Here is a 25,282-nt window from a genome sequence, read left to right as displayed (position 1 = left end):
TCACTTCCACAGCTGGGCGGCAAACACTACAAGAATGCCGATGGGCGCCACATAGCGCATCAAGAACAGGCTCAGGGCGAACAGCACCGGACTGCGCAGCGACAACTCGTCACGTACGGCTTCGCGCCCCATGACCCACCCTGCAAACACCACGAAACACAAACCTCCCAAGGGCAGCATGATCCGCGATGTAAAGAAATCAATCACCCCGAAGAAATCCAGTCCCCCGGCAGCTCCCCACTGGTAGAGGTGGAACAGGCCGTCTTCGTTCACGAAAAACTTTGCCTGCTTCCATATATTGAAGGAAAAAACCGTGCCCAGCCCCACGAACCAGCAAGTAAAGGCCAGCCAGAAGGTGACCCAGGCGCGGCTCAGGCGGGTTCGTTCCACAAGATAAGCCACCATCGGCTCAAGCAGGGAAATGGCTGAACTCCAGGCTGCGATAGCCACCAGGACAAAAAACACCACCCCCATGACTTGGCCGAACGCCATGCTGCCGAAGGCAAAAGGCAGGCTGACGAACATCAATCCCGGCCCTTCGCTGGGGTTCAGGCCGGCGGCAAACACAATCGGGAACAATGCCACCCCAGCCAACAACGATACAAAGGTGTCCAGCAACGCGACCCCGACAACGGTCTTGGTCAGAGACGCATTCTTCGGCATGTAGGCGCCATAGATCATGATCGAGCCGACTCCCACGCTGAGGGAAAAAAATGCGTGGCCCATGGCCGGCAACAAGCCATCCATGACTTTCTCCGGCTTGAAGTCGAACATGAAATGCACGCCTTCCATGAAGTGGCCCGTGGTCATGCTGTAGCCCAGCAACACCAGGATCATCACGAACAGGAGTGGCATCATGATCCGCAGGCTGCGCTCAAGCCCGGCGACCACGCCTCGGGCAATCACCACGGCAGAGAGCACCAGGAAAAGTGTGTGCCAAAGCGTCAGCCTCCACGGGTCGGCGATCACATTGCCGAAGTAGGCACCGACTTGATCGGGCGTCGCGCCCTGGAAATCCCCACGCCCCATGTCGATGATGTAGTCCAGCGACCAGCCACCCACCACGCTGTAGAAGGACAGGATCAGCAACGCCGTGATCATCCCGGCGAACGCGCCCCATGACCACTTGGGCGAGTGCCCTGCCTCCACGGCCAATACCTTCAAGGCATTGGCCGGGCTCTGTCGGGCGCGACGACCGATCAAGGTTTCCGCCAGCATGACCGGCGCGCCGATAAGCGCGATGCATGCCAGGAACATCAATACGAAAGCCCCGCCGCCATAGACGCCGACCATGTACGGAAACTTCCAGATACTACCCAGGCCCACGGCCGAACCGGTCGCGGCGAGTATGAAGACCCAGCGGCTAGCCCAACTGCCGTGGACAGAAACCTTGTCTGTCGACATCGTGATCACGCCCAAGCGTTCAAAAAAGAGGCCGCATTGTCCGGGATTCACGCAACCTGCTCAAGCACACCGCTTCACCGTAGCCGACACGCACGCAACTGCCTATAATGCCGCCCCTATGGCTAAACAGAAGAAACACCCCACAGGGACCATCGCGCAAAATAAAAAGGCGCGACACGATTACTTCATCGAACAACGTTTCGAGGCTGGCATGGTCCTGGCCGGCTGGGAAGTAAAGAGCTTGCGTGCTGGCAAGGCGCAACTGGTCGACAGTTATGTCTTGCTCAAGGACGGCGAAGCCTGGCTGCTGGGCAGTCATATCACGCCGCTGACCACCGCCAGCACTCACGTCATTGCCGACCCAGTGCGCTCGCGCAAGTTGCTGCTCAACAAGCGCGAGCTGGAGAAGCTCTTCGCTTCCGTGCAGCAGAAGGGTTATGCGTGCGTCTGCACGTCGCTGTACTGGAGCAAGCACTTGATCAAGTGCGAAATTGCCCTGGGCAAGGGCAAGAAGGAATACGACAAGCGCGATACCGAACGCGAGCGCGACGCCGGTCGCGAGTTGCAGCGCGCGGTGCGCAACAAGGGCAAGGAAGACTAACCAGCTCGAAATCGACTGTGGGAGCGAGCTTGCTCGCGATGAAGTCGTCACATTCGCTGTAGATGTGTCAGATAGACCGCCATCGCGAGCAAGCTCACTCCCACAGGTTTCGCGGGCACGCTTAGATTCCCTTGCGCCGCTCCGCCCGCGCCACCCGCTGCACTTCCTGCCGCACCTCTTCCAGGACTTCCTGCACATACAGGATATGTCGGCTGGAGACTTCCCGCGCCAGCTCGGCGTGCCCGTCCATAATGGCTTGATACAACTCCCGATGTTGACTGATCAGCATGTCGCGCGTCTCGCTGCGCTGCTTGTACATGCCGCCAATGTTGGTCACCACGTTGCGCTTGAGCAGGTCGAACAACCCACGAATGGTGTGCAGCAAAACCGCGTTATGGCTGGCCTCGGCGATCGCCAGATGGAAACGCGCATCCGCCGCCCCCTCCTCCGCCCGACTCACTTCTTCATGGCGCGAATAACAGTCCTGTAACGCTTCGAACGCCGTCGTCAGCCGCTCGCGATCGACTTCAGTGGCCCGCAACGCTGCGTAATAGGCGCAGGAGGCTTCAAGCGTATGGCGAAATTCCAGCAAGTCACGCTGCGCCTCGGGATTGCTTTCCAATAGTTGCAGCAGCGGATCGCTGAACGTCGATCCCAGCGACTCGACGACATAATTCCCCCCGCCCTGGCGACTGACCAGAAGCCCCTTGGCCGCCAGTTTCTGGATCGCTTCGCGCAGTGAAGGCCGCGAAACGCCGAACTGATCGGCGAGGGTCCGCTCGGCCGGCAGCCGCTCACCTGACTTCAGCGTGCCCTCGAGGATCATGCCTTCAAGCCGCTCGACAATATCGTCAGACAAACGGCGCTGACGAATCTGATCAAACCCCATAACTCAATTCTCCACGATCCCGACGGCTCGCCGGGCTCTCTATTCTGGCCCATCCGGGCCACGTCCACACCTATCAAACGCCGTTTGAACGAACGGATCAGATGCCCTCTGCTCCGCTTATTCGACGAAAGTTTCAGGGCGGCAAATTGACACACGACAACCAAGGCTTTTACCCTAGCCAACAGCGCTTGTAAATTGGTATTACCAATTAACCATAAACGCTGACCAGTGCCTGACCAACAACAATTAGGGGCTCACCCAATATGCAAACCTGGCAACAGCTTTACAGCCCGCTCGGCAGCCTAGGCTTGTCCGCACTCGCGGCCGTCATTCCCATCGTGTTTTTCTTCCTGGCCCTGGCGGTGTTTCGCCTGAAGGGACACGTGGCCGGCAGTATCACCCTGGCCCTGGCGATTGCCGTGGCGATCTTCGCATTCAACATGCCTGCGGACATGGCTTTCGCCGCCGCCGGCTATGGTTTTGCCTACGGTTTGTGGCCCATCGCCTGGATCATCGTCGCCGCAGTGTTCCTCTACAAACTCACGGTCAAGAGCGGCCAGTTCGAGGTCATCCGCAGCTCGGTGCTGTCGATTACCGATGACCAACGCCTGCAAGTGCTGTTGATCGGCTTTTGCTTCGGCGCATTCCTCGAAGGTGCCGCCGGTTTCGGCGCACCCGTGGCGATCACCGCGGCCCTGCTGGTCGGCCTGGGCTTCAACCCCTTGTATGCCGCTGGCCTGTGCCTGATTGCCAACACGGCACCGGTAGCCTTTGGCGCGCTGGGTATTCCGATCATCGTGGCCGGGCAGGTCACCGGAATCGACGCGTTCAAGATCGGCGCGATGACCGGTCGCCAATTGCCTTTGCTGTCGCTGTTCGTGCCGTTCTGGCTGGTGTTCATGATGGACGGCCTGCGTGGCGTGCGGGAAACCTGGCCGGCGGCGCTGGTGGCTGGCTTGAGCTTCGCCATCACCCAGTACTTCACCTCGAACTTCATCGGCCCTGAACTGCCGGACATCACGTCCGCTCTGGCCAGCCTGATTTCCCTGACGCTGTTCCTGAAAGTCTGGCAGCCCAAGCGCACCGCAGGCGCGCAGATTGCGGGCGCCACTTCCAGCGCAACAATCACCGCCAGCGCCGGCGGTTTCGGCCAGCCGCGCAGCACCGTGGCGTCACCCTACAGCCTGGGGGAAATCATCAAGGCCTGGTCGCCTTTCCTGATTCTCACCGTGCTGGTCACGATCTGGACCTTGAAACCGTTCAAAGCGATGTTCGCCGCTGGCGGCTCGATGTACGCCTGGGTGTTCAACTTCGCTATTCCGCACCTGGATCAGTTGGTGATCAAATCCGCGCCCATCGTGGTGAATCCGACCGCCATCCCGGCCGTGTTCAAGCTTGATCCGATTTCCGCCACCGGCACGGCGATTTTCTTCTCAGCGCTGATTTCGATGCTGGTATTGAAAATCAACGCCAAGACTGGTCTTACCACTTTCAAAGAGACCCTTTTCGAGTTGCGCTGGCCGATCCTGTCCATCGGCATGGTGCTGGCGTTCGCGTTCGTCACCAACTACTCCGGCATGTCCTCGACCATGGCCCTGGTATTGGCCGGCACTGGCGCGGCGTTCCCGTTCTTCTCGCCGTTCCTGGGTTGGTTGGGCGTGTTCCTGACCGGTTCCGATACGTCGTCCAACGCGCTATTCAGCTCGCTGCAAGCCACCACCGCGCACCAGATCGGCGTCAACGACACCTTGCTGGTGGCGGCCAATACCAGCGGCGGAGTGACCGGCAAGATGATCTCGCCACAATCGATCGCCGTGGCCTGCGCGGCCACCGGCTTGGTGGGCAAGGAATCGGATCTGTTCCGTTTCACCCTGAAACACAGCCTATTCTTTGCAACGATTGTCGGCTTGATCACATTGGCCCAGGCCTACTGGTTCACCGGCATGCTGGTTCATTAAATCCTACGCGCAACATTGGAAAAACCGACGCCGACCCGTGATTCGGCGTCTGCTATTCACAACCGGGTCTGCAAGGCTGCTGAAAGATTTCCTCACTATATTCAGCAGCCTCAGCGGACGGATAACCGGGACCACCCGGAGACACGCCTGATGAGCGAGCTTTTTTACAACGCCGTACCGAACGCGACCCGTGTCGCCCCGCCCCTACCTGAACCCCGGCAGTACCCCAGCGAGAAGCCTGCTCGGGTCTACCTCTTCGGGACATGCGTGGTGGACCTGTTCTATCCCGAGGCTGGGATGGATGCGATTCATCTGCTCGAACGCGAAGGGATCCGAGTGGAGTATCCGCAAGGGCAAACGTGCTGCGGGCAGCCGGCGTACACGTCCGGATACACCGAGCAGGCGCGGACGGTGGCGCGGGCGCAATTGGCGTTGTTTGCCGGGGATTATCCGGTGGTCGTGCCGTCCGGCTCATGTGCCGGCATGTTGCGTGAGCATTATGCCGACCTGTTCAAGGACGAGCCTGAAACGCTCAAACAGGTCCAGACCCTGGCGGCCCGGACTTATGAATTGGCCGAGTTCCTGTTGTTCGTCTGCAAGGTGCAATTGAACGACAGCGGCACGCCGGTGAAGGTCGCGCTGCATACGTCCTGCTCGGCACGCCGGGAAATGAACACCCACCTGCATGGCCGCGCGTTGTTGGCGCAACTGCGCAATGTGGAACGCGTCGAACACAGCCATGAAAGTGAATGCTGTGGTTTTGGTGGGACGTTCAGCGTTCGCATGCCGGACATTTCCGGCGCGATGGTGGCCGACAAGACCCGGGCGTTGAAGGAATCCGGCGCGCATCAGGTGATCAGCGCCGATTGTGGGTGCTTGATGAACATCAATGGCGCCCTGGAAAAACAGCAGGAAGCGTTGCGCGGCCAACATCTGGCGAGCTTCCTCTGGCAGCGAACCGGAGGTGCCGCATGAGCACGCCGACGCTGATCCCGACCGTTGAAGTGGGGAACGATTTTCGCGCCCGCGCCCACAAGGCGCTGGACGACACGCAATTGCGAAATAACTTTCGCAGCGCGATGGATTCACTGATGACCAAACGGGCAACGTCTTTCAGCGATGCCCACGAAAGAGAACATTTGCGAGTGCTGGGCAACGCTGTCCGCGCCCGTGCGTTATCCAAGCTGCCCGACCTGCTCGAGCAACTTGAAAGCAACCTGACCCGCAACGGTGTGAAAGTACACTGGGCGGAAACGGTGGACGAAGCCAATGGCATCGTCCTCTCGATCATCCGTGCTCACGAGGCGCGGCAAGTGATCAAGGGCAAATCGATGGTCAGCGAAGAGATGGAGATGAACCATTTCCTCGAGGCTCGGGACATTGAATGTCTCGAATCCGACATGGGGGAATACATCGTCCAACTCGACCACGAGAAGCCTTCACACATCATTATGCCGGCGATCCACAAGAATGCCGGTCAGGTCGCGTCCTTGTTCCACGACAAACTTGGCGTGGAGTACACCAAGGACGTTGACCAACTCATTCAGATCGGCCGCAAAGTCTTGCGGCAGAAATTCTTCGAAGCCGACATTGGCGTTTCTGGCGTCAACTTCGCCGTTGCCGAAACCGGGACGTTGTTGCTGGTGGAAAACGAAGGCAACGGGCGGATGTCAACGACGGTACCGCCAGTGCACATCGCCGTCACTGGCATCGAAAAAGTCGTCGAGAATCTACGGGACGTCGTTCCGCTGCTCTCGCTGCTGACCCGCTCGGCCCTCGGCCAGCCGATCACCACCTACGTCAACATGATCTCCGGACCGCGCAAGCCTGACGAACTGGACGGTCCCCAGGAAGTCCATCTGGTCTTGCTCGATAACGGTCGCAGCCAGGCGTTTGCCGACAGCGAACTGCGCCAGACCCTGAACTGCATCCGCTGCGGCGCCTGTATGAACCATTGCCCGGTCTATACCCGAATCGGTGGCCATGCCTACGGCGAGGTTTACCCGGGGCCTATCGGAAAAATCATCACACCGCACATGGTCGGCCTGGCGAAGGTGCCGGATCACCCGAGCGCCTCTTCGTTGTGTGGCGCCTGCGGTGAAGTGTGCCCGGTGAAGATTCCGATCCCAGCCCTGCTGCGGCGGCTGCGGGAGGAAAACGTCAAGGCGCCGGACAGTCCCAACCCGATCATGCGCGGCCAGGGCAGCAAATACTCGGCCAAGGAACGGTTCATCTGGAATGCCTGGGCCCGGCTCAACAGCTCGCCACGGCTGTACCGATTGTTTGCTTTCCTTGCCACGCGCCTGCGCGCCCTGGCACCGCAAAATGTCGGTCCGTGGACGCAAAACCACAGCGCCCCAAAACCCGCCGCCCGCTCACTGCATGATCTGGCCCGCGACCACCTGAACCCGCAGGGAGACCGCTGATGAGCGCCAAGGAAAATATCCTCGCCAAGCTGCGTAAAAGCCTGACCGGCACCACGCCGGTTGCCGACACCTATGACGTTGAACTGGTGACGCAGACCTACCGCTATGCGCCTGAAGAACGCATCCCGCAATTGCGCAAGCAAATGGAAGCGGTGCACACCGAGATCCACCTGACCTCCGGCGAAGCCTGGCCGGCACTGCTGGCGCAACTGCTGCGGGACCGACAACTGCCGAGCCTGCTGATCGCGCCGACAACGTCTCACGGTCAAAAAATCGTACAGTTCTGGGCGAATAATCCGGACCTGCCAGTTCTAAAGGCCTATGACCGTCCCGTAGAAGAATGGAAAGCCGAACTGTTCAACGACACCCCTGCCAGCCTGACCGGCACTCTCGGCGCCATCGCCGCCACCGGTAGCCTGATTCTCTGGCCGACGCGGGAAGAACCGCGGCTGATGAGTCTGGTACCACCGGTGCATTTCGCCCTGCTCAAGGCCAGCGAGATTCGTGACAACTTCTATGAAGTGCAACAGGAATTCGAGTGGGCCCAAGGCATGCCGACCAATGCCCTGCTAGTGTCCGGGCCGTCGAAAACCGCTGACATCGAGCAAGTCCTGGCTTATGGCGCCCATGGTCCGAAGGACCTGGTGGTACTGATCCTGGAGGACCAATGACGCTTCCGGCCCCTTTCCTGCGCGACGCATACCAACTGATCCCGCAAAAACGACGTTTTGACGATCCGTTGTCCACCCTGGCCTTCGGCACTGACGCCAGTTTCTATCGGTTGATTCCGAAGCTGGTGGTGCGCGTCGAATCCGAAGACGAAGTCATCGCCCTGCTGAAACTGGCCCAACGCGACCAGGTTCCGGTCACGTTCCGCGCCGCCGGTACCAGCTTGTCAGGCCAAGCCATCAGCGATTCGGTGCTGATCGTGCTTGGGGATAACTGGAACGGCCGGGAAATTCGCGAGCAAGGCCACCAGATTCGTTTGCAACCCGGCGTCATCGGCGCCCAGGCCAACGCCTGGCTAGCCCCGTTCGGACGCAAGATCGGCCCGGACCCGGCGTCGATCAATGCCTGCAAAATCGGCGGTATCGTCGCCAACAACGCCAGCGGCATGTGCTGCGGTACGGCGCAGAATACTTATCACACCCTCGCCGGCATCCGCCTGGTTCTGGCCGACGGCACGCGCCTGGACACCGAAGATGCCGCCAGCGTGGCGGCTTTTCGCACAAGCCATGGTGAACTCCTGGAGCACCTTGCAAACTTGGGTCGCGAAACGCGCGCCAACACGGAACTGGCCGCCCGAATTCGCCACAAATACCGTCTGAAAAATACCACCGGTCTGTCACTCAACGCCCTGGTGGACTTCGACGAGCCTGTGGATATCTTGAGCCACTTGCTGGTGGGCTCCGAAGGAACCCTCGGTTTCATCAGCGCGGTGACCTACAACACGGTGATCGATCACCCGAACAAGGCGTCGGCGCTGATCGTCTTCCCTGACGTTGAAACCTGCTGCAACGCCGTCACCGTGCTGAAAAGCCAGCCGGTCTCCGCGGTCGAGCTGCTGGACCGTCGCAGCTTGCGCTCGGTGCAGGACAAGCCGGGCATGCCGGATTTCGTACGACATCTGTCGGACAATGCCTGCGCCCTGCTGATCGAATCCCGCGCGGCTTCGTCATCGTTATTGCAGGAACAACTGGCGCTGATCATGGCCTCGCTGGCAAGTTTCCCGGTGGAAAAGCAGGTCGATTTCACTGAAGACCCACGGGAGAACGCCCGGCTCTGGGCGATCCGCAAGGACACCTTCCCCGCCGTGGGCGCGGTCCGCAAGACCGGAACCACGGTGATCATCGAAGACGTGACCTTCCCGGTCGAGCAACTGGCGATCGGTGTGAACCGCCTGATCGCGCTGTTCGACAAGCATCACTACGACGAAGCGATCCTTTTCGGACACGCGCTGGAAGGCAATCTGCACTTTGTCTTCACCCAAGGCTTCAACAGCGCCGACGAAGTCGCACGCTACCAGGCGTTCATGGATGACGTGGCGCAACTGGTGGCGGTGGAATTCGGCGGGTCGCTGAAAGCCGAGCACGGCACCGGCCGCAACATGGCGCCGTTCGTCGAGTTGGAATGGGGCAGCGACGCCTATCAATTGATGTGGCGGCTCAAACGCCTGCTCGACCCCAATGGCATTCTCAACCCGGACGTGGTGCTCAGCGAGGATCCGCAGATTCACCTCAAGCACCTCAAGCCCTTGCCGGCCGCCGATGAGATTGTGGATAAGTGCATTGAGTGCGGCTTCTGCGAGCCGGTCTGCCCATCCAAGGACCTGACCTTGAGCCCGCGCCAGCGCATCGTGATCTGGAGGGACATCCAGGCGAAAAAGCGCGCCGGTATCGATACTTCGGAGCTGGAAGCGGCCTACCAATACCAAGGCATCGACACCTGCGCCGCTACCGGGCTTTGCGCCCAACGTTGCCCTGTAGAAATCAACACCGGCGAACTGGTGAAAAAGCTCCGCAGCCGCAGCGCAACGCGTACGAAAACCGCTGATTGGCTTGCGGGCAATTTCGCAACCGCACTGCAAGGGGCGCGCTTTACGCTGCACGTCGCCAATGGTGCACGAATGTTCTTGGGGGCACCGCGCCTGGCACGTTTGTCGGCGGGCCTGACACGGCTGACCAAAGGCCAGGTCCCACAATGGACCAACGCCATGCCGCAGCCCGAAAGGGCCATTCGGTTCAGTCCCGCCGTGTCGGATGAACGGCCCAAGGTGGTTTATCTGGCGGCCTGTGTATCGCGGGTCATGGGCCCTGCCGCGGGCGACAGCGAGCAGATGTCGCTGCATGATAAAACCCGAGGCCTGCTGGAAAAGGCGGGCTATCATGTCGTTTTTCCGGACAATGTCGATAGCCTTTGCTGCGGCCAGCCTTTCGCGTCCAAAGGTTACGCCGAACAAGCCGAGCACAAGCGCCAGGAACTGATCGGCGCGCTGCTGCATGCCAGTCGCGGCGGACTTGATCCGATTTATTGCGACACAAGCCCCTGCACACTACGGCTGGTCCAGGACCTCGGCGACGTGCGCCTGGACCTGTATGACCCGGTGCGTTTCATCCGCACGCACCTGATGGATCGCCTCGACTTCACGCCTCAGGAAGCGCCCATCGCAGTGCATGTCACCTGCAGCACGCAACACCTGGGTGAAAGCCAGGCGCTGATCGATCTGGTGCGCAAGTGCAGCAAACAGGTGGTCATTCCGGAAGGCATCCATTGTTGCGGCTTTGCCGGCGACAAAGGTTTCAGCACGCCGGAGCTGAACGCCCATTCGTTGCGTTCGCTCAAAGACGCAGTGCAGCATTGCAGCGAAGGGATTTCCACCAGTCGAACCTGTGAGATCGGTCTTACGCAACACGGTGCAATCGACTACCACGGGCTGGTTTATCTGGTCGACCGAGTGACCCGCGCCAGGGCGACCTGAGAAAAAAATAGAACCCTGGCAAACGGCGGCAGTCCATTAAGCAGGTCCTGCAAACGCAGGACTTCCTCAAACTTGGTAGTCCTGATGGGTCAGCGAACGCTGCCCTTGGGTCAAGGAGAGACATATGAAACGCTCTGTGCTGTTAGGTCTGTTTGTCACTGCCTCGATGCTGGCATCTCCCTCGTTTGCCGCCGGCGATTCGGACAGTCTCTGCGACACCAACATCAAAACCATTGAAAATGCCAAGACTCAGGTCCAGGGTTCGGATCTTGAAGCAAAAGTCGAAGCCAGCGTGCAGCAAGCCAAGGCCCATCAGGCTCTGAATACGGAGGAAGGCACTAAAAAATGCATCTCCGAGACAACCCAGACCATCCAGGAGATTCAGAAAGTCAGCAAAGACGGTAAAAACTCCTGAATGCAGGGGGCCAACCTTCGGGTTGGCCCCGGATGCGTTTTGACGTACACTACGCAGGCCTGTCGCTCTACAGATTCACAGAGCGCCAGGTTCGGGGCCGTTTAGGATTCGACGCCGGTTGCGAAACTTTAGGTGCATGCCGAGTTGGTAACAGAACTCGTAAATCCACTGTTGCAACTTCCTATAGTTGCCAATGACGAAACCTACGGGGAATACGCTCTCGCTGCGTAAGCAGCCTTAGCCCTTCCCTTCTGGTACCTTCGGGTCCAGCAATCACCAGGGGATGTCCGTAAACCCAAAGTGATTGTCATATAGAACGGAATCGCCGTGCAGTACGTTGTGGACGAAGCGGCTAAAACTTACACAACTCGCCCAAAGCACCCTGCCCGTCGGGTCGCTGAGGGTTAACTTAATAGACACGGCTACGCATGTAGTACCGACAGCGGAGTACTGGCGGACGGGGGTTCAAATCCCCCCGGCTCCACCAATCCAACGAAAAAAGACGTCCACGGACGTCTTTTTTTGTGCCTGGAATTCAGTGAATACGGGGGCATGGCTGGTTGGGGGCTTTCGCGACCTCTCATTAGCGAATGCTTGCAGCGACGATGGTATTGTTCGATGCGCTGGGGGCGAGTGCCGCGGCGAGCAACAAGGCACTGGATCGGTTGTGGCGTAATGCGCGCACGTTGGCGAACCCCAATCCGCGAGTGTACGAGTCGCGGATTGGGGGTAATTACCTGGTCAATGGCGCGAGGGTGGCCAAGGGGATCGCCTGATAAAACAGTTGAATACTCGGCCACCACTCGATCAGGCAATGGCCGGGCCAGACTCAGCGATAGACCGGAAAACGACGGCACAGTGCGACAACCTGTTCGCGCACGTGGTGCCCGACCTTGTCGCTGCCTCCGTTTTCCAGGGCGTCCAGTACGTCGCACAACCAGCCGGCCACTTGCTCGCAGGCCTCCACATTAAACCCGCGGGTGGTCACAGCCGGGGTACCGATACGAAGGCCGGATGTCACAAACGGTGAGCGTGGGTCATTCGGCACCGAGTTTTTGTTGGCGGTGATATAGGCACTGCTCAGGGCCGCGTCGGCCTCCTTGCCAGTGTAAGGCTTGTCGGACAGGTCGATCAGCATCATGTGGTTGTCGGTGCCGCCCGAGACGATTTTGTACCCGCGTTTTTGCAACACCCCGGCCATGGCCCGGGCGTTGATGACCACTTGGGTCTGGTAGATGCTGAACTCCGGCGCAAGCGCTTCCTTGAACGCCACGGCCTTGGCCGCGATCTGGTGCATCAGCGGCCCGCCCTGCACGCCGGGAAACACAGCAGAGTCGAGTTTTTTGTTGAAAGCTTCATCCTGTCCCTTGGACAAAATCAAACCACCGCGTGGCCCGCGCAGGGTTTTGTGCGTGGTGCTGGTGACCACATGCGCATGGGGAAGCGGGTCCGGGTATTCGCCCGCAGCGACCAGCCCGGCCACGTGGGCCATATCGACCCAGAAGATAGCCCCAACCTTGTCGGCAATGCTGCGCATGCGTGCCCAGTCCTTGTGCCGCGAATACGCGGAAAAACCACCGATCAACATTTTGGGGCGTGTCTGCAGTGCGATTCGCTCCATCTCGTCATAGTCGAGAAAGCCGGTTTTCGGGTCCAGTCCGTAAGGCACGATGGTGTAGTGACGCCCCGAAAAGTTGGCCGGGTTGCCGTGGGTCAAGTGCCCCCCCTGGGCCAGGTTCATGCCCATCACCGTATCACCGGGGTTGATCAGCGCCAGGAAGACCGCCGCGTTGGCCTGGGCACCCGCATGGGGTTGCACGTTGGCGTAGTCGCAGTCGAACAGGGCCTTGACCCGCTTGATGGCCAGCCGCTCGGCCACATCGACGTATTCGCAGCCGCTGTAATAGCGTTTGCCGGGGTAGCCTTCGGCGTACTTGTTGGTGAGCACCGTGCTCTGGATTTCCATTACCAGCGGGCTGGCATAGTTTTCCGAGGCGATTAGCTCGATATGGTCTTCCTGGCGATGCTCTTCGTTGTGAATCGACTCATACAGCTCAGGGTCGAAAGCGTTGAGGGTCAGCGTCGAGTCGTACATGTGCAAAGTGTCCTTGGTCAAGAATTCAAGCGGCGGGTGACAGCAGGCGCGTGATGCGCGCGGCGATGTCGTCGATCTGTGCGTCATCGCAGATCAGCGGCGGCAACAGGCGCACGGTGTTGCCCCGTGTGACGGTGATCAGCAGACGTTGTTCTTCACGGGCCCGGCCGATCAGTTCGGCGCACGGGCCATTGAGTTCAATGCCGATCATCAAGCCGATACCGCGCTCGTCACCGCCACGCCGGCGATGGCATCCAAGTATTCAACACCCTCGGTGTCGCACAACGAGGCGCCCTGGCCTCGGCTGAACGAAACCGGTTGTCGGGCAGAGGTATGCATGAGGTAAGCGGGTGCAGCGGACATTGCGGGCCTCCTTGTAGAGGGGGATCAACGGCTGGGTGCGATCGATAACAACGTGTCTTCAATGAGAGGGCGGGCATCAGCGGTCGGCCAGTAGTACGCATCCGGCATGGCTCTGGCACCGAAGATCGCCTGCCCGACGCGCACCACGGTCGCGCCCTCTTCAATGGCGACTTCAAAGTCACCCGACATGCCCATCGACAGCTCTTGCAGCGACACCCCGTCAGGGGCGCAATGACGCAATCGGTCGCGCAATTCACGCAGCCGGACGAAGCAAGGGCGTACCCGCACCGCGTCGGCGGAGAACAGCGCCAACGTCATCAGCCCGCGAACCCGCAGTGTCGGGAACGCTGGCATTGTCTCCAGGAAAGCCGCCACGTCATCGGGCGCTAGCCCGTACTTGCTGGCTTCGCCGGAGGTATTGACCTGGACGAACACGTCCATCTGCCGACCTTCAATGCGCAGGCGACGGTCCAGCGCCTCGGCCAACCGCAGACTGTCCAGGGCCTGGAATTCACTGGCGAAGCGTGCGACCTGCTTGGCCTTGTTGGTCTGCAAATGGCCGATCACCGACCATTGCAGGTCTTGCAGGTCGGTCATGGCTTCCCACTTGCGCTGTGCTTCCTGCACTTTGTTCTCGCCCAACAGGCGGCAACCGGCGGCATAGGCCAGACGCAGATGAGCTTCATCAAAGGTTTTGCTGACCGGCAGCAGGCGCACACCGGCCGGGTCCCGCCCTACCCGATGGCACGCCTCGACAATGCGTTGCTGCACGGCGGCCAGGTTGCGGCGAAAGTCTTCGACACTGTCGACCTGTGGGTAACGACCATGGCGCGCATGCAAGATGTTGAGGTCTTCGGTTTGATCAGGCATCAGTTGGCCGCTCCCTTGGTGGACACTGCAATCGGTTCGGCCCGTGGGCCTGCAGTCTTTTCACGACGCGGCAACTGCCCATTGAGTACGACATAGGCGGCCAGGCCGATGACAAGGCCCCAGAACGCGCCACCGATGCCCAGCAAGGTGATATTGGCCGCGCAGGCGAGGAACGTGATCAGCGACGCTTCCCGCGATTTCACGTCCGCCATGGCGTTGGCCAGGCTCGCGCCGAGTGTGCCCAACAGGGCCAACCCGGCCAGGGTGGTGATGAAGGTCGCCGGGAAGGCCATGAACACCGCCACCAGGGTCACGCCGAAGATCCCCACCAGGATGTAGAAGATGCCCGCAGCCACGCCCGCGATCCAGCGCTTGGACGGGTCTTGCGACGCTTCCTTGCCCGTGCAGATGGCGGCGGTGATGGCCGCGATGTTGAAGGCATGGGAACCGAACGGCGCCATCAGCAGAGAACCCAGCCCGGTCACGCTGAGGATCGGGTTGGCACTGGTGTTGAAGCCATCACTGCGCAGCACCAGCATGCCCGGCATGTATTGCCCAGTGAGGGTGATCAGAAACAGCGGCAACGCCACGCTCAACAACGCATCGACCGAAAACTCCGGGCGGGTGAAAACCGGTGTCGCAAACTCCAGCGTCAACCCCGTGAAGTCCACGCGTCCCTGCATCAGCAGAAAGCCAAGCCCCAGCACCAGAATGCAGACCACTGCGTAGCGCGCACTCAAGCGCTTGAACAGGATGTAGGCACCGATTAACACCCCGCCCAATAACGGGTCGATGCTCATGCTGGCGAACGCACCGATGCCGAACTGCAGCAAGATGCCGCCCAACAAGCCCGCTGCTACACCCGGCGGGATCAGGCGAACGGCTTTTTCAAAGTAACCGGATACGCCCAGCAGCACGAACGCTGCAGCCGAAATCATGTACGCCCCAATGGCCTCGGCGTAGGGTGTGGTCGCCAAGGCGACGATCAAAAACGCCGCCGCCGGGGTCGACCAGGCGGTGATGATCGGCTCGCGACTCACCCAACTGAGGAACAGCCCGGTCACCCCTACCCCGATCGACACAGACCAAACCCACGACACCGTCAACTCAGGGCTGAGCCCTGCGACCTTGGCGGCCTGAAACACCAGGATGAAGGTGCCGCCGTAATTGACGATCACCGAAATCAACCCGGCAACCACCGGATGCAGCAGGTCCCGCAGACGCAGGGACGAGAGGGATTGAGTAGATGACATGGGCTTGGCTCCTTGCCGGACGATGCATCCGGCCACTGGTAAGCCGTACTTTATAGCGGTTGAGTGGCAGGTTTTACCCCTACGCTTTAACGCAGAAGACCAGACCACTTTTTGTGGTCGGCTCAGCCATGCTCACGCGCAAAGGCGTTCATGAAATCACACTCCTGTTCAAGAACGCTCGCCCTGCGCGTCATCACCGAGGTAAAGGCGGAGGGTAGCGAGGGGCCAGAGCCTACGGATAAACTGGCCTGCCTTTACCTGCCAGTTCATGGAAAGAGAGCAGACCACATGGCAAAGACCTTCGAGCTGGAAACCCTGAAGATGCGCCTCAACGACGCTGAATTTCAGTTGCTGGATCTGCATCAGAAGATCCAACGTGCATTGCGTGCGCTGATTCTCGACGGCGCCCTCGGCTCCGGCTTGAAACTACCCGCCACGCGGGTGCTGTCCAAGTCACTGGGATGCGCCCGCGATACCGTTGAGAACGCCTATGTGCAGTTGCATCGGGACGGGTTTATCGTGCGCCGCGAAGGCGCCGGCAGTTACGTCCGCGACACGCTGGGTGTCGAATTGCGCGGTGTTGGCCGCCGACGCCTCAGGGCTCAGGAAATCAGGAGCAGCGTCGCCGCACCGGGCGCAGAACTCAGCCAACGCGGGCGGATGATCTTCGACACCGGCGGCGTGCGCGATCAGCAAGTCATCAAGGCATTCGCCACCGGCCTGCCGGAAACCCGCAGCTTCCCGACGGATGTCTGGGAGCGTTTGCAGCGCCAGGTCATGAAGGACTATCGCGCGAGCGTGCTGCTGCATGGCGATCCACAAGGGGCTGAGCCCCTGCGCAAAGCGATTGCCACCTACCTGAACCTCGAACGCGGCGCCAAATGCTCCCCCGACCAGGTACTGGTCTTGAGCAGTACGCGTCAGGCGTTGTATCTGTGCGCGCAATTGCTGGTGGACGCCGGCAAGCCGATACTGATGGAAAACCCCGGCTACTACGGCGCCCGCAAGGCCTTCCAAATCGCCGAAACCAAGGTGATACCCATTGATGTCGATGAACAGGGTATCCGTACCGACCTGTTGCACGCCGACCGCAGCGGCGCCAATTGCGTGTATGTCACGCCCTCTCACCAATACCCCACCGGCGCGACATTGCCGCTGGAGCGGCGTCTTGAGTTGATCAATTGGGCGGCGCAAAAAGGCAAGTGGATCATCGAGGATGACTACGACAGCGAGTTCCATTACGACGGGCAACCCACGGCGTGCGTGCAAGGCCTGGACAAGTACCAGCGCACGCTCTACATCGGCACGTTCAGCAAAACCCTCTACCCCGGACTGCGCATGGGGTACATGGTGCTGCCCTCCCAACTGGTGAAGCCCTTTGCCTATGCGCGCAGCATGATGGACGGCCATACTCCGCAAACGCTGCAACTGACGCTGGCGCGCTTTATGGAGGACGGCCACTACAACGCGCATGTCCGGGCCATGCGCAAGCTGTATGCCGGACGCCGGTCGATCATGCACGACGCCATCGGCAAGTACTTGAGCACGGTGGTCACCGCCGAACTGCCGCCGGGCGGGTTGCAAATCCCCTGCTTGCTGAAAGCCGGATGGTCCGAGGAAAAAACCATCCGCCAGGCCGCCACTGCCGGCGTGCAACTGTCCGGCCTCAGCGGCTTGTACGCGGGCGAACCGAAGCAACAGGGCTGGCTGCTGGGTTACTCCTCCCTGACCGCGTATGAAATAGAAGCCGCCATGTTACGTCTGGCCAACGCCCTGAAAATCTAATGGCCCAGCGCAACAAAAAAAGACGTCCACGGACGTCTTTTTTTGTGCCTGGAATCCAAGGAATCAAGCCCCCTGCACCACCAGCGAGCCGATGCTGCTCACTTCTGCGCAGCCAACACCCTACGCGCCGCCTTTTCATTTTTCATCGCCGCAATCTCCCGCTCACACGCTTCCACATCGAAAGAATTGTCCCACTTGGCAATGGCGATCGTGCCGATACCGTTCCCGATCAAATTCGTCACGGCTCGCGCTTCGTTCAGGAACCGATCGATGCCCAGGAGCAAGACAAGGCCCACCAGCGGAATGGAGTGGATGGTGGTGAGCGTTGCAGCAAGGGTGATGAATCCGGCCCCCGCCACGCCAGCCGAACCTTTCGACGTGAGCAGGAAAACGCCCAACAGGATCATCTGGTCCATGAACGTCAACGGCGTGTTGGTTGCCTGGGCGATGAAGATCGCAGCCATGGTCAGATAGATGCAGGTGCCATCGGCATTGAAGGTGTAGCCCGTCGGCAGCACCATCCCCACCACCGATTTCTTGCAGCCCAGCTTTTCAAGCTTGACCATCATTCGCGGCAGCACGGCCTCGGTCGAGCACGTCCCGAGCGTGATCAGAATCTCGTCCTTGAAGTAACGGAGAAACAGCAACAGGGGCATGCCTGACCATCGAGCCACCGTGCCCAGGACGATCACGATGAAGATCAGCGTGGTGACGTAGAGCGCGACCAGCAACTGGCCGAGGGAAAGCAACGTACCGATGCCATATTTGCCGATCGTGAACGCCATTCCCGCGCCAGCACCAATCGGAGCCAGCCGCATGACCATGGCAACGATCCTGAACAGCCCTTGCAGAAACAGATCGATGGTATTGATCAGCGGTTTGCTGGTCTCACCCATTTGAACCAGGGCCACACCCATCAAGACAGAAAGCAGGATGACTTGCAGCATGACTCCATTGGAGAACGCACCCAAAAAAGTCGGCGGGATGATGTTCATGAAGAAATCAACAGTGCCACCCTGCTCCGTGGCGGCTTGGCTGTACTTGGCGATAGCACTGCCATCGAGCGCATCGACATTGATGTTCATCCCAACGCCTGGCTTTACAACGTTGACCACGACAAGGCCGATGACCAGTGCGATGGTCGAAAGAATCTCGAAATAGACCAGCGCCTTGACGCCAATCCGGCCGACCTCCTTGATGCTGCCCATCTTGGCGATACCGACCACCACGGTGCCAAAAATAATAGGCGCCAAGAGCATTTTGATCAGCCTGATAAAGCCATCTGCCAAAGGTTGAAGCTTGGCGCCGAACTGCGGTTCGAAGTGACCAATTGCGGCACCGACCACGATGCCGATCAGCACCTGGACGTACAGCTGGCTATACCAGCGGGACTTGGAGTTTTCCACGGGAGCACCTCATTTTATTGTTGTGATGGGCGTGTGGTGTGGCGCCAACGGGTGACGCCGGATAACGGGGGCCTCAGGCGAAGAGGCCGCGTTCGGGGCTGTCAGCCCTCGCCCAATTCGCGCATGACGGCGTACAGGGCGGACTTGGCTTCGAAGCCGACGCCCGGGATGTCCGGCAGTCCCACATAGCCGTTTTCCACGCGAATCCCGTCGGCAAACCCGCCGAACGGCTGGAACACATCGGGATAGGATTCGTTACCGCCCAGGTGCAGGCCCGCGGCGATGTTCAGAGACATCTGGTGGCCCCCGTGCGGAACGACGCGACGCGAAGACCAGCCCATTTCCTCCATCACTTTCAGGGTGCGCATGTACTCGACCAAGCCATAGGACAGCGCGCAGTCGAACTGGACGTAGTCACGATCGGGACGCATGCCGCCATGGCGCAGCAAGTTGCGGGCGTCTTGATGGGAAAACAGGTTTTCGCCAGTGGCCATCGGCAGGTCATAGTGCTTGGCCAATTCCGCCTGCAAGGCGTAGTCGAGCGGGTCGCCTGCTTCTTCGTACCAGAACAGGTTGTAGGGTTTCAAAGCCTCGGCATAAGCAATGGCCGTGTCCTGGTCAAAGCGGCCGTTGGCGTCCACAGCCAAGCGACGCCCGTCACCGACCACTTTGATGACCGATTCGATTCGCCGAATATCGTCAGCCAGAGGCGCGGCGCCGATCTTCATCTTGACCACGTCGTAGCCGCGATCCAGGTAGCTGCGCATTTCATCCTGAAGCTTGGCGTCGTCCTTGCCTGGGTAGTAGTAACCACCGGCGGCGTAGACCCAGACTTTGTCGTCGGCCACGCCGTTGCGGTAACGGTCAGCCAACAGGCGATACAACGGCTTGCCTTCGATCTTGGCGACGGCGTCCCAGACGGCCATGTCGATGGTCCCCACGGCAACCGAACGCTCGCCATGGCCGCCGGGTTTCTCGTTGGTCATCAGGGTTTTCCAGATGGCGAACGGATCAAGGTTATTGTTTTCTTTATCGATCAGCGACTCAGGGTCGGCTTCGGTGATGCGCGCCAGGAAACGGTCACGCATCAAAGCGCCTTGGCCGTAACGACCGTTGGAGTTGAAACCGTAGCCGATGACCGGTTTACCCTCGCGAATCACATCCGTGACGACAGCGACGACCGAGCAGGTCATCTTGGAAAAGTCGATGTAGGCATTGGCAATTGGCGAGGCAATGGAAACGGTTTTTTCACGGATGTCTACGATGCGCATGGCGGGTTCCTCTTGTTGTTGATGGCCCCACGTTATGCTTTGCGATGACACCCGCCCAATGCTAATAATGCCGCGCCCCATGCACAGGAGGCATTGCCCTTGGAACTCGTTTGGCTAGAAGATTTTTCAGCGTTGGCGGAGTACGGCAGCTTTGTCCGTGCCGCTGAAGCGCGCCACGTGACCCAACCGGCGTTCAGTCGCAGAGTCCGTGCGCTGGAGAATTGGATGGGTGTTGAGCTGTTCATTCGTACGCCCCAAGGTGCCACGCTGACCGAGGCAGGGAAGCAGATTTTGCCAAGCGCCCAAGAGACTGCGAGGCGCCTGTACCGCATGCGCAGCGAGGCCCAGGAAGTGGCGGGCATGGCGATCAAGACGCTGCAATTCGCGGCTACCCATTCGCTGTCGTTCACGTTCTTTCCGAAGTGGCTGAGAAGCACGGAAAACGGTGCCCCGATCGAAGCAGTGCGACTGCATTCCGATAGCATGGCCGCTTGTGAGCAGATGCTGATCCAGGGCCAGGTACAGTTCCTGCTTTGCCATCGTCATCAGGATGTTCCGCCGCTGTTGGCCCCTGATCAGTTCATAGGCAAAAAGGTCGGCGAAGATGTACTCGTGCCACTGGCGAGCGCGTCCGCCAACTTTGGCAATGCGCCCGCGTCGCTGCCATACCTGGCGTATACCCAAGAGTCCGGGCTGGGGCGCATCGTCGCTCATCGACTCCAGGGCAAGGAAGAGTTCCTGCACCTCAAGCCGCTGTTCAGCAGTCACCTCGCAGCGGTGCTCATGTCCATGGCGCTGGAAAACAAAGGCGTGGCCTGGCTGCCAAGCAGCCTGACCGAGCAAGAGGTCGCCGACGGGCGCCTGGTACGAGCCCTCGACGAAAGCTGGGATATTCCGTTGGACATTCACCTCACTCGGCCAACGGGTGCCATCAGCCCATCGGCGGAGGAGTTCTGGGCGAAGTTGAGGGATTGCTGAAACTGGTTTTTCTGCCGTGCATGGTGAACTCCAAATGGATAGACAGGAGGCCATGGTAACGATCGAAAACTGGCCCACCTATGCCGGTTTGCCTTGGGGCGTTGCCTATTCCTATCAGCGCGTCAGATTCCCGGACCTGTCACGCGGGCCGGCAATCTGGCCAAGCGATCCCAACCGTTCGCATCGATCCCCGAGCAATTGGGCAACCACAGCCTCTGCAGCGGCAATTGCTCGAATACGGGCACCACCGCCGACGTGATCCGCGATTCACCTGGATCAGCACCCAGCGCCAGGTCCCGCAACGGCATGCCCGCCAGATGAGCCACCCCGGCATCCGTCAGCCAAGGACTGTCATGCAAGCCCAGGCGTTGCAAGGGCAGGTCGCGCAAACAGGCCAAGTCGGCATCGCGCAGGTCCAGGCCGCTTATTTCAAGCGCCTCCAACGGCAAGCCCAACTCGACGAGCTTGCGCAGCACCTTGCCGTCGATGCCCCGGCAATAACTCAAATCGAGCCGCTTCAGAGGCAGACCGGCCAGTTGCTTCAGTTCCTTCCAGCTGATGTCGTTCAAGGACAGATCGAGGGACTCCAACTCCAACCCGCGCAAATCACTCAACGTACCTGCACAGACGCCCTGCACATCAGACAATCCCAAGCGCTTCAAAGGAAAACCGTGCAGCACATCGAGCCGCTCGATCACCTGTCGCAGGCACTTGAGGTCCAGGTCCGCGAGCGGCATTCCTTCGAGGACTTCAAGGTCGTCTTCGCAGATGAATGCGGAATGGAGCGAAAGCTGTTCCAAAGGCAGACCCCGAATCGCCTGCAACACACTCTCGCCTGCATAGCAGCCATCCAGACTCAACGAGCGCAACCGCGTCAGGTCGCCAAGCCAAGCAGGATCATCGAGGATCGCGCCGCAGTCACTGAGCGACAAATGTTCGAGGGGATGGCTGGCCAAGTGCGCCATGCCGCGGGACGTCAGCTCACCCACGCGTTGCAACGTCAAGGATCGCAGCTTGAGGCGTGACAGTGCTTCAAGGCCGTCGTCGGTAATGTCATCGCAACGGTTCAACGACAATTCCTGCAGCGGGCTGTCGCTCAGTTGGCGGAGAAAACGGTCATCAAAATCTTCGCCGTAGGTTTGCAACTTCAGCCGGCGCAACCGTGTGGTCGGCGGTAGGCAATGGGCATTGTCGTCGCGGGAGAAATTACTGACTTCCAAGCTTTCGAGGGTTGTGGCTTGCAACCGCTGCCACATCTCCGGACCGCAGATGAACCTGGGACTGTTGAGCACCAGCGTGCGCAAGGGCAGCCCGGCCAGGGCGTCGCACCACTCTGGCTCGGCATTGTTCAGTTCCAGATGATCCACCGGCAGGCCACGCAGTTGCGGCAGCAGTGGGCCGGGGCGATTTACAAGGACCGAGGTGTTCAGTTGCGCCACCACCCCATTAGCCACCGGATCGCCCAGACCCGACGCGACGCGTAAACCATCCAGTGACGCCTCCCCGGTATCGAGCAGATCGCGACAGAGCGACGCGCGTGCGGTGATGTCATCGGGGTTGGCGGCGAGTTGGGTGATCAGAGCGTTGCGGTTGGGGGTTGGCACGATCTAGGAGTCTACGAAAGGGATTGAAGGGGGATATGGCCGTTAGAGAAGCATAAAAAAGAGTCTTACAGAAGAGGCTGTCAGGGCTGGGTAGCGCCATATCGCTTCCACCCTGTGGCGAGGGAGCTTGCTCCCGCTGGGCTGCGCAGCGGCCCCACGATTTTGCGGTCGCTGCGCAACCGAGCGGGAGCAAGCTCCCTCGCCACGGTCATCTCTCTAGCCATGACAATGTGCCGAATGGACGGCTAATTCGAACCCGTTGATAGCTGTAAACAAAATGTAGGGAAATACAGCCGCAGAAAGGCCAAAGCTCCTACATGAAGCTCGGAAAGCGGTGTCTTGTAGCGCTTGAGCGGGGCGGCCTATAGTTCCTCGTCGCCCCAATGGCGACTCGGGTTTGGCGACTCGACAACGAGGTAGCTCCTTTCAACTGAATGAGGTCCTACCGATGAACCGATACATGCCCATCGCCGGCGTCGACTGCGTCCCCGCTACCCTGCTGATCGACATCGAAGCCCCGCTTGATGTCCTCTTCGAAACTGCCGATTACCGCATCCGCACGGTGACTCAACTTTTGGAAAATATCGCGTTCCGTTCGGAGATCAGTTCCGACACGCTGGTGCTTTCCGATTTTTGCAAAATGCTGACGATAGCGCTGCGCGACGGGTGTGATGTGATGGATGTGATTGGCAGGCGATTGCGGTCGCAGGCGGCGGAGTAAGTAAGACGGGCGACTAGGCCATAACGTGGCCCCCACCGTCAGGAGCAACTACATCTATCTACTCCGATGAGCTGTGGCGCAGTTCGTCAAGAACTGCGCCACATTTTCAATCCAAAATGGCGCGATTCTGAGAACTGCGCCATAATCGCGCCAAATCTTCTCTAACAGCGCCAACATAACCATGCCTTCGACCACCGACATACTGAACAGTATCCAGGCAGCCAGGAGCGGGGCGAGCCTCTCAGAGCTTTTGACCAAGCACCCGGAAATCGCCCGGCGAACGGCGCAGCGCATCCTTGCAAACCTGGTCGAAAGCAGCCAAATCACTGCACAGGGAGAAGGCAGGGCACGGCGTTATTTCGCAATAGAACACCAGGCCGAAACCCACGCGCTGAATACTGACACCGATGCCTTCCCTGCCTTCATTCCATTATCTGCAGACAGCCGGGACATACTCGCCTATATCAACCAGCCCACAGAAGCGCGCAAGCCGGTGGGCTACCAACGTGACTTTCTGGACGCCTATCGTCCTAACGAGACAGGGTACTTACCTGAGTCGTTGCGGCGCCAATTGCACAGGATGGGCAAAACCGCAGATGCGACGGAGCCAGCAGGCACTTACAGCCGGGCGGTCCTGAATCGCTTGTTGATTGATCTGTCGTGGGCATCAAGCCATCTGGAAGGAAACACCTACTCACGACTCGACACGCGGCAACTCATTGAGCAAGGTAAGGCAGCACAGGGCAAGGCCGCTCTAGAAACGCAGATGATCTTGAACCATAAGACAGCTATCGAGCTTTTGGTCGAGAACATCGAGAGTGCCGAGTTCAACCGTTACACATTGATGAACCTGCATAGCGCCCTGGCCGAAAACCTGCTGCCCAACCCAGCAGACGAGGGCCGAATTCGCCAGCACGCCGTCGACATCGGGAAAAGCACCTATCGCCCGCTCTCAACGCCACAGCAAATTGAAGATGCACTGGATGTCCTGCTTGGCAAAGCCAATCAGATCGCTGATCCGTTCGAGCAGTCTTTCTTCATGATGGTGCACCTGCCCTATTTGCAGCCCTTTGCCGACATCAATAAACGCACCTCCCGACTGGCAGCGAATCTCCCCTTGTTCCGTGCCAACCTTTGCCCGCTGACCTTTCTGGATGTACCGGAGCAGGCCTACAGCCGAGCCACATTGGGTGTGTACGAAATGACCCGTGTAGAGCTGCTTCGCGACCTGTATATCTGGGCCTACGAACGCTCGACACAGGAATATCTGGCAATCAAGCAAGACCTTGCGGAACCGGACCCTTTACGCCTGGCATGGCGAGACGTCATCAAGAAGACCATTCGGGAAATCATCACTCACCCAGAACTTGACCCGTTGTCATGTATCCAACGCTCGGTAGCGGAATATGTTTCAGAAAGAGAACAGCCGGAAGTGCAAGCACTGATCGTCGAGGAACTCCGTCGGCTGCACGAAGGGGTTCTCGCACGCTATGGGTTACGACCATCAGAGTTCATGTCCTGGAAGTCGCGCCATGGCCACTGATAGGTGAGTAAAAAAGTGGACAGATAACGTGGTCTTTTCCCGTCCCCATTACGGACCGTTTCAACCATGATTTAAATTCTTAGCCGCCTGATTCAAACAAAGAAAGGAAGGGGGCAGTTTTATTTAACACTAAAGCATGGACATCTGCTCTCCGCGCCTTAAATAAATCCGTCCCCTTTTGTCTTCAAGCCCTATTCAAATCTTTCGCCGCTTAATTATTTG

General features: G+C 59.4%; 21 protein-coding genes, 1 other RNA gene and 1 pseudogene. 13 read left to right on the top strand and 10 right to left on the bottom strand.

The window, feature by feature from the left end; translation table 11 throughout:
* The gene (locus tag FHK92_RS07625; protein ID WP_181287533.1) at positions 1-1,404 is read right to left on the bottom strand and encodes a sodium-dependent transporter; all 1,404 of its coding nucleotides are present in this window, start codon (positions 1,402-1,404) and stop codon (positions 1-3) included.
* 118 nt (positions 1,405-1,522) lie between these two features.
* Between FHK92_RS07625 and smpB the strand changes: the two genes are divergently transcribed.
* Entirely contained in the window at positions 1,523-2,005 is a 483-nt protein-coding gene (gene smpB, locus FHK92_RS07620) for an SsrA-binding protein SmpB (protein ID WP_030139770.1), read from the top strand.
* A gap of 121 nt (positions 2,006-2,126) precedes the next feature.
* Here smpB and FHK92_RS07615 read toward each other — a convergent pair whose 3' ends face one another.
* A complete protein-coding gene (locus FHK92_RS07615) occupies positions 2,127-2,894 on the bottom strand; it encodes a GntR family transcriptional regulator (RefSeq protein WP_181287532.1) in 768 nt (255 codons plus the stop codon).
* 263 nt (positions 2,895-3,157) lie between these two features.
* Here FHK92_RS07615 and FHK92_RS07610 point away from each other — a divergent pair, with 263 nt between their 5' ends.
* The 8 genes and pseudogenes from FHK92_RS07610 to FHK92_RS07575 all read left to right on the top strand — a co-directional run.
* Positions 3,158-4,852 carry a lactate permease LctP family transporter gene (locus tag FHK92_RS07610; protein WP_181287531.1) on the top strand — a complete coding sequence of 565 codons (1,695 nt, stop codon included), beginning with the start codon at positions 3,158-3,160 and terminating at the stop codon, positions 4,850-4,852.
* 150 nt (positions 4,853-5,002) lie between these two features.
* Entirely contained in the window at positions 5,003-5,827 is an 825-nt protein-coding gene (locus FHK92_RS07605) for a (Fe-S)-binding protein (RefSeq protein ID WP_181287530.1), read from the top strand.
* Complete coding sequence (locus FHK92_RS07600; RefSeq protein ID WP_030139766.1) at positions 5,824-7,278, top strand: LutB/LldF family L-lactate oxidation iron-sulfur protein; 1,455 nt, start codon at positions 5,824-5,826, stop codon at positions 7,276-7,278. The genes FHK92_RS07605 and FHK92_RS07600 overlap by 4 nt, the downstream gene beginning before the upstream one ends.
* Positions 7,278-7,949 carry a LutC/YkgG family protein gene (locus FHK92_RS07595; protein ID WP_181287529.1) on the top strand — a complete coding sequence of 224 codons (672 nt, stop codon included), beginning with the start codon at positions 7,278-7,280 and terminating at the stop codon, positions 7,947-7,949. Before FHK92_RS07600 ends, FHK92_RS07595 begins: the two co-directional genes overlap by 1 nt.
* Complete coding sequence (locus tag FHK92_RS07590; RefSeq protein WP_181287528.1) at positions 7,946-10,756, top strand: FAD-binding and (Fe-S)-binding domain-containing protein; 2,811 nt, start codon at positions 7,946-7,948, stop codon at positions 10,754-10,756. Before FHK92_RS07595 ends, FHK92_RS07590 begins: the two co-directional genes overlap by 4 nt.
* Before the next feature lie 124 nt (positions 10,757-10,880).
* The gene (locus tag FHK92_RS07585) at positions 10,881-11,171 is read left to right on the top strand and encodes a hypothetical protein (protein ID WP_181287527.1); all 291 of its coding nucleotides are present in this window, start codon (positions 10,881-10,883) and stop codon (positions 11,169-11,171) included.
* A gap of 93 nt (positions 11,172-11,264) precedes the next feature.
* Positions 11,265-11,658: a transfer-messenger RNA gene (ssrA, locus tag FHK92_RS07580) on the top strand.
* A gap of 106 nt (positions 11,659-11,764) precedes the next feature.
* A pseudogene (locus FHK92_RS07575) lies at positions 11,765-11,947 on the top strand (hypothetical protein); the annotation flags it as partial.
* Between the two features lie 53 nt (positions 11,948-12,000).
* Here FHK92_RS07575 and glyA read toward each other — a convergent pair.
* Genes glyA through FHK92_RS07550 form a run of 5 tightly spaced genes read right to left on the bottom strand, consistent with a single transcriptional unit; the run spans position 12,001 to position 15,752 of the window.
* The gene (gene glyA / locus FHK92_RS07570) at positions 12,001-13,266 is read right to left on the bottom strand and encodes a serine hydroxymethyltransferase (protein ID WP_181287526.1); all 1,266 of its coding nucleotides are present in this window, start codon (positions 13,264-13,266) and stop codon (positions 12,001-12,003) included.
* Between the two features lie 25 nt (positions 13,267-13,291).
* Complete coding sequence (locus FHK92_RS07565) at positions 13,292-13,477, bottom strand: hypothetical protein (protein WP_258232602.1); 186 nt, start codon at positions 13,475-13,477, stop codon at positions 13,292-13,294.
* Complete coding sequence (locus FHK92_RS07560; protein ID WP_181287525.1) at positions 13,477-13,629, bottom strand: hypothetical protein; 153 nt, start codon at positions 13,627-13,629, stop codon at positions 13,477-13,479. Before FHK92_RS07560 ends, FHK92_RS07565 begins: the two co-directional genes overlap by 1 nt.
* A gap of 24 nt (positions 13,630-13,653) precedes the next feature.
* Entirely contained in the window at positions 13,654-14,499 is an 846-nt protein-coding gene (locus tag FHK92_RS07555; RefSeq protein WP_181287524.1) for a YggS family pyridoxal phosphate-dependent enzyme, read from the bottom strand.
* Positions 14,499-15,752 (bottom strand): benzoate/H(+) symporter BenE family transporter, encoded by a 1,254-nt coding sequence (locus FHK92_RS07550; RefSeq protein ID WP_181287523.1) that lies wholly within the window; start codon positions 15,750-15,752, stop codon positions 14,499-14,501. Before FHK92_RS07550 ends, FHK92_RS07555 begins: the two co-directional genes overlap by 1 nt.
* 288 nt (positions 15,753-16,040) lie before the next feature.
* Here FHK92_RS07550 and pdxR point away from each other — a divergent pair, with 288 nt between their 5' ends.
* The gene (pdxR, locus tag FHK92_RS07545) at positions 16,041-17,537 is read left to right on the top strand and encodes a MocR-like pyridoxine biosynthesis transcription factor PdxR (RefSeq protein WP_181287522.1); all 1,497 of its coding nucleotides are present in this window, start codon (positions 16,041-16,043) and stop codon (positions 17,535-17,537) included.
* A gap of 98 nt (positions 17,538-17,635) precedes the next feature.
* Here pdxR and dctA read toward each other — a convergent pair whose 3' ends face one another.
* Together dctA and FHK92_RS07535 are read right to left on the bottom strand one after the other, a co-directional pair.
* Positions 17,636-18,943, bottom strand: coding sequence for a C4-dicarboxylate transporter DctA (gene dctA, locus FHK92_RS07540; RefSeq protein ID WP_181287521.1), 1,308 nt, complete (start codon positions 18,941-18,943; stop codon positions 17,636-17,638).
* 101 nt (positions 18,944-19,044) lie between these two features.
* A complete protein-coding gene (locus FHK92_RS07535) occupies positions 19,045-20,214 on the bottom strand; it encodes a mandelate racemase/muconate lactonizing enzyme family protein (protein WP_181287520.1) in 1,170 nt (389 codons plus the stop codon).
* Positions 20,215-20,313: 99 nt separating this feature from the next.
* Here FHK92_RS07535 and FHK92_RS07530 point away from each other — a divergent pair, with 99 nt between their 5' ends.
* Positions 20,314-21,192 carry a LysR family transcriptional regulator gene (locus FHK92_RS07530; protein WP_181287519.1) on the top strand — a complete coding sequence of 293 codons (879 nt, stop codon included), beginning with the start codon at positions 20,314-20,316 and terminating at the stop codon, positions 21,190-21,192.
* 122 nt (positions 21,193-21,314) lie between these two features.
* Here the strand turns inward: FHK92_RS07530 and FHK92_RS07525 are convergent, their stop codons facing one another.
* Positions 21,315-22,796 carry a leucine-rich repeat domain-containing protein gene (locus FHK92_RS07525; protein ID WP_181287518.1) on the bottom strand — a complete coding sequence of 494 codons (1,482 nt, stop codon included), beginning with the start codon at positions 22,794-22,796 and terminating at the stop codon, positions 21,315-21,317.
* Positions 22,797-23,244: 448 nt separating this feature from the next.
* Here FHK92_RS07525 and FHK92_RS07520 point away from each other — a divergent pair, with 448 nt between their 5' ends.
* Both FHK92_RS07520 and FHK92_RS07515 read left to right on the top strand, forming a co-directional pair.
* The gene (locus FHK92_RS07520) at positions 23,245-23,517 is read left to right on the top strand and encodes a hypothetical protein (RefSeq protein WP_181287517.1); all 273 of its coding nucleotides are present in this window, start codon (positions 23,245-23,247) and stop codon (positions 23,515-23,517) included.
* Between the two features lie 181 nt (positions 23,518-23,698).
* The gene (locus FHK92_RS07515) at positions 23,699-25,060 is read left to right on the top strand and encodes a Fic family protein (protein WP_181287516.1); all 1,362 of its coding nucleotides are present in this window, start codon (positions 23,699-23,701) and stop codon (positions 25,058-25,060) included.
* Positions 25,061-25,282: the final 222 nt, after the last annotated feature.

This window comes from Pseudomonas brassicacearum subsp. neoaurantiaca (genome assembly GCF_013608025.1).
In the GTDB taxonomy this organism is placed as follows: Bacteria; Pseudomonadota; Gammaproteobacteria; order Pseudomonadales; family Pseudomonadaceae; genus Aquipseudomonas.
The sequence above is the reverse complement of the archived record's forward strand: the minus strand, read 5'-3'. Positions and strand labels throughout refer to the sequence as shown.

Coding starts and splice junctions, on each gene's coding strand:
- FHK92_RS07605 (WP_181287530.1), top strand. CDS start 5,003: ATGAGCGAGCTTTTTTACAACGCCGTACCGAACGCGACCCGTGTCGCC.
- FHK92_RS07585 (WP_181287527.1), top strand. CDS start 10,881: ATGAAACGCTCTGTGCTGTTAGGTCTGTTTGTCACTGCCTCGATGCTG.
- FHK92_RS07520 (WP_181287517.1), top strand. CDS start 23,245: ATGAACCGATACATGCCCATCGCCGGCGTCGACTGCGTCCCCGCTACC.
- FHK92_RS07560 (WP_181287525.1), bottom strand. CDS start 13,629: ATGTCCGCTGCACCCGCTTACCTCATGCATACCTCTGCCCGACAACCG.
- FHK92_RS07595 (WP_181287529.1), top strand. CDS start 7,278: ATGAGCGCCAAGGAAAATATCCTCGCCAAGCTGCGTAAAAGCCTGACC.
- FHK92_RS07515 (WP_181287516.1), top strand. CDS start 23,699: ATGCCTTCGACCACCGACATACTGAACAGTATCCAGGCAGCCAGGAGC.
- FHK92_RS07590 (WP_181287528.1), top strand. CDS start 7,946: ATGACGCTTCCGGCCCCTTTCCTGCGCGACGCATACCAACTGATCCCG.
- FHK92_RS07555 (WP_181287524.1), bottom strand. CDS start 14,499: ATGCCTGATCAAACCGAAGACCTCAACATCTTGCATGCGCGCCATGGT.
- FHK92_RS07600 (WP_030139766.1), top strand. CDS start 5,824: ATGAGCACGCCGACGCTGATCCCGACCGTTGAAGTGGGGAACGATTTT.
- FHK92_RS07565 (WP_258232602.1), bottom strand. CDS start 13,477: ATGATCGGCATTGAACTCAATGGCCCGTGCGCCGAACTGATCGGCCGG.
- glyA (WP_181287526.1), bottom strand. CDS start 13,266: ATGTACGACTCGACGCTGACCCTCAACGCTTTCGACCCTGAGCTGTAT.
- FHK92_RS07550 (WP_181287523.1), bottom strand. CDS start 15,752: ATGTCATCTACTCAATCCCTCTCGTCCCTGCGTCTGCGGGACCTGCTG.
- pdxR (WP_181287522.1), top strand. CDS start 16,041: ATGGCAAAGACCTTCGAGCTGGAAACCCTGAAGATGCGCCTCAACGAC.
- FHK92_RS07625 (WP_181287533.1), bottom strand. CDS start 1,404: ATGTCGACAGACAAGGTTTCTGTCCACGGCAGTTGGGCTAGCCGCTGG.
- smpB (WP_030139770.1), top strand. CDS start 1,523: ATGGCTAAACAGAAGAAACACCCCACAGGGACCATCGCGCAAAATAAA.
- FHK92_RS07610 (WP_181287531.1), top strand. CDS start 3,158: ATGCAAACCTGGCAACAGCTTTACAGCCCGCTCGGCAGCCTAGGCTTG.
- FHK92_RS07535 (WP_181287520.1), bottom strand. CDS start 20,214: ATGCGCATCGTAGACATCCGTGAAAAAACCGTTTCCATTGCCTCGCCA.
- FHK92_RS07615 (WP_181287532.1), bottom strand. CDS start 2,894: ATGGGGTTTGATCAGATTCGTCAGCGCCGTTTGTCTGACGATATTGTC.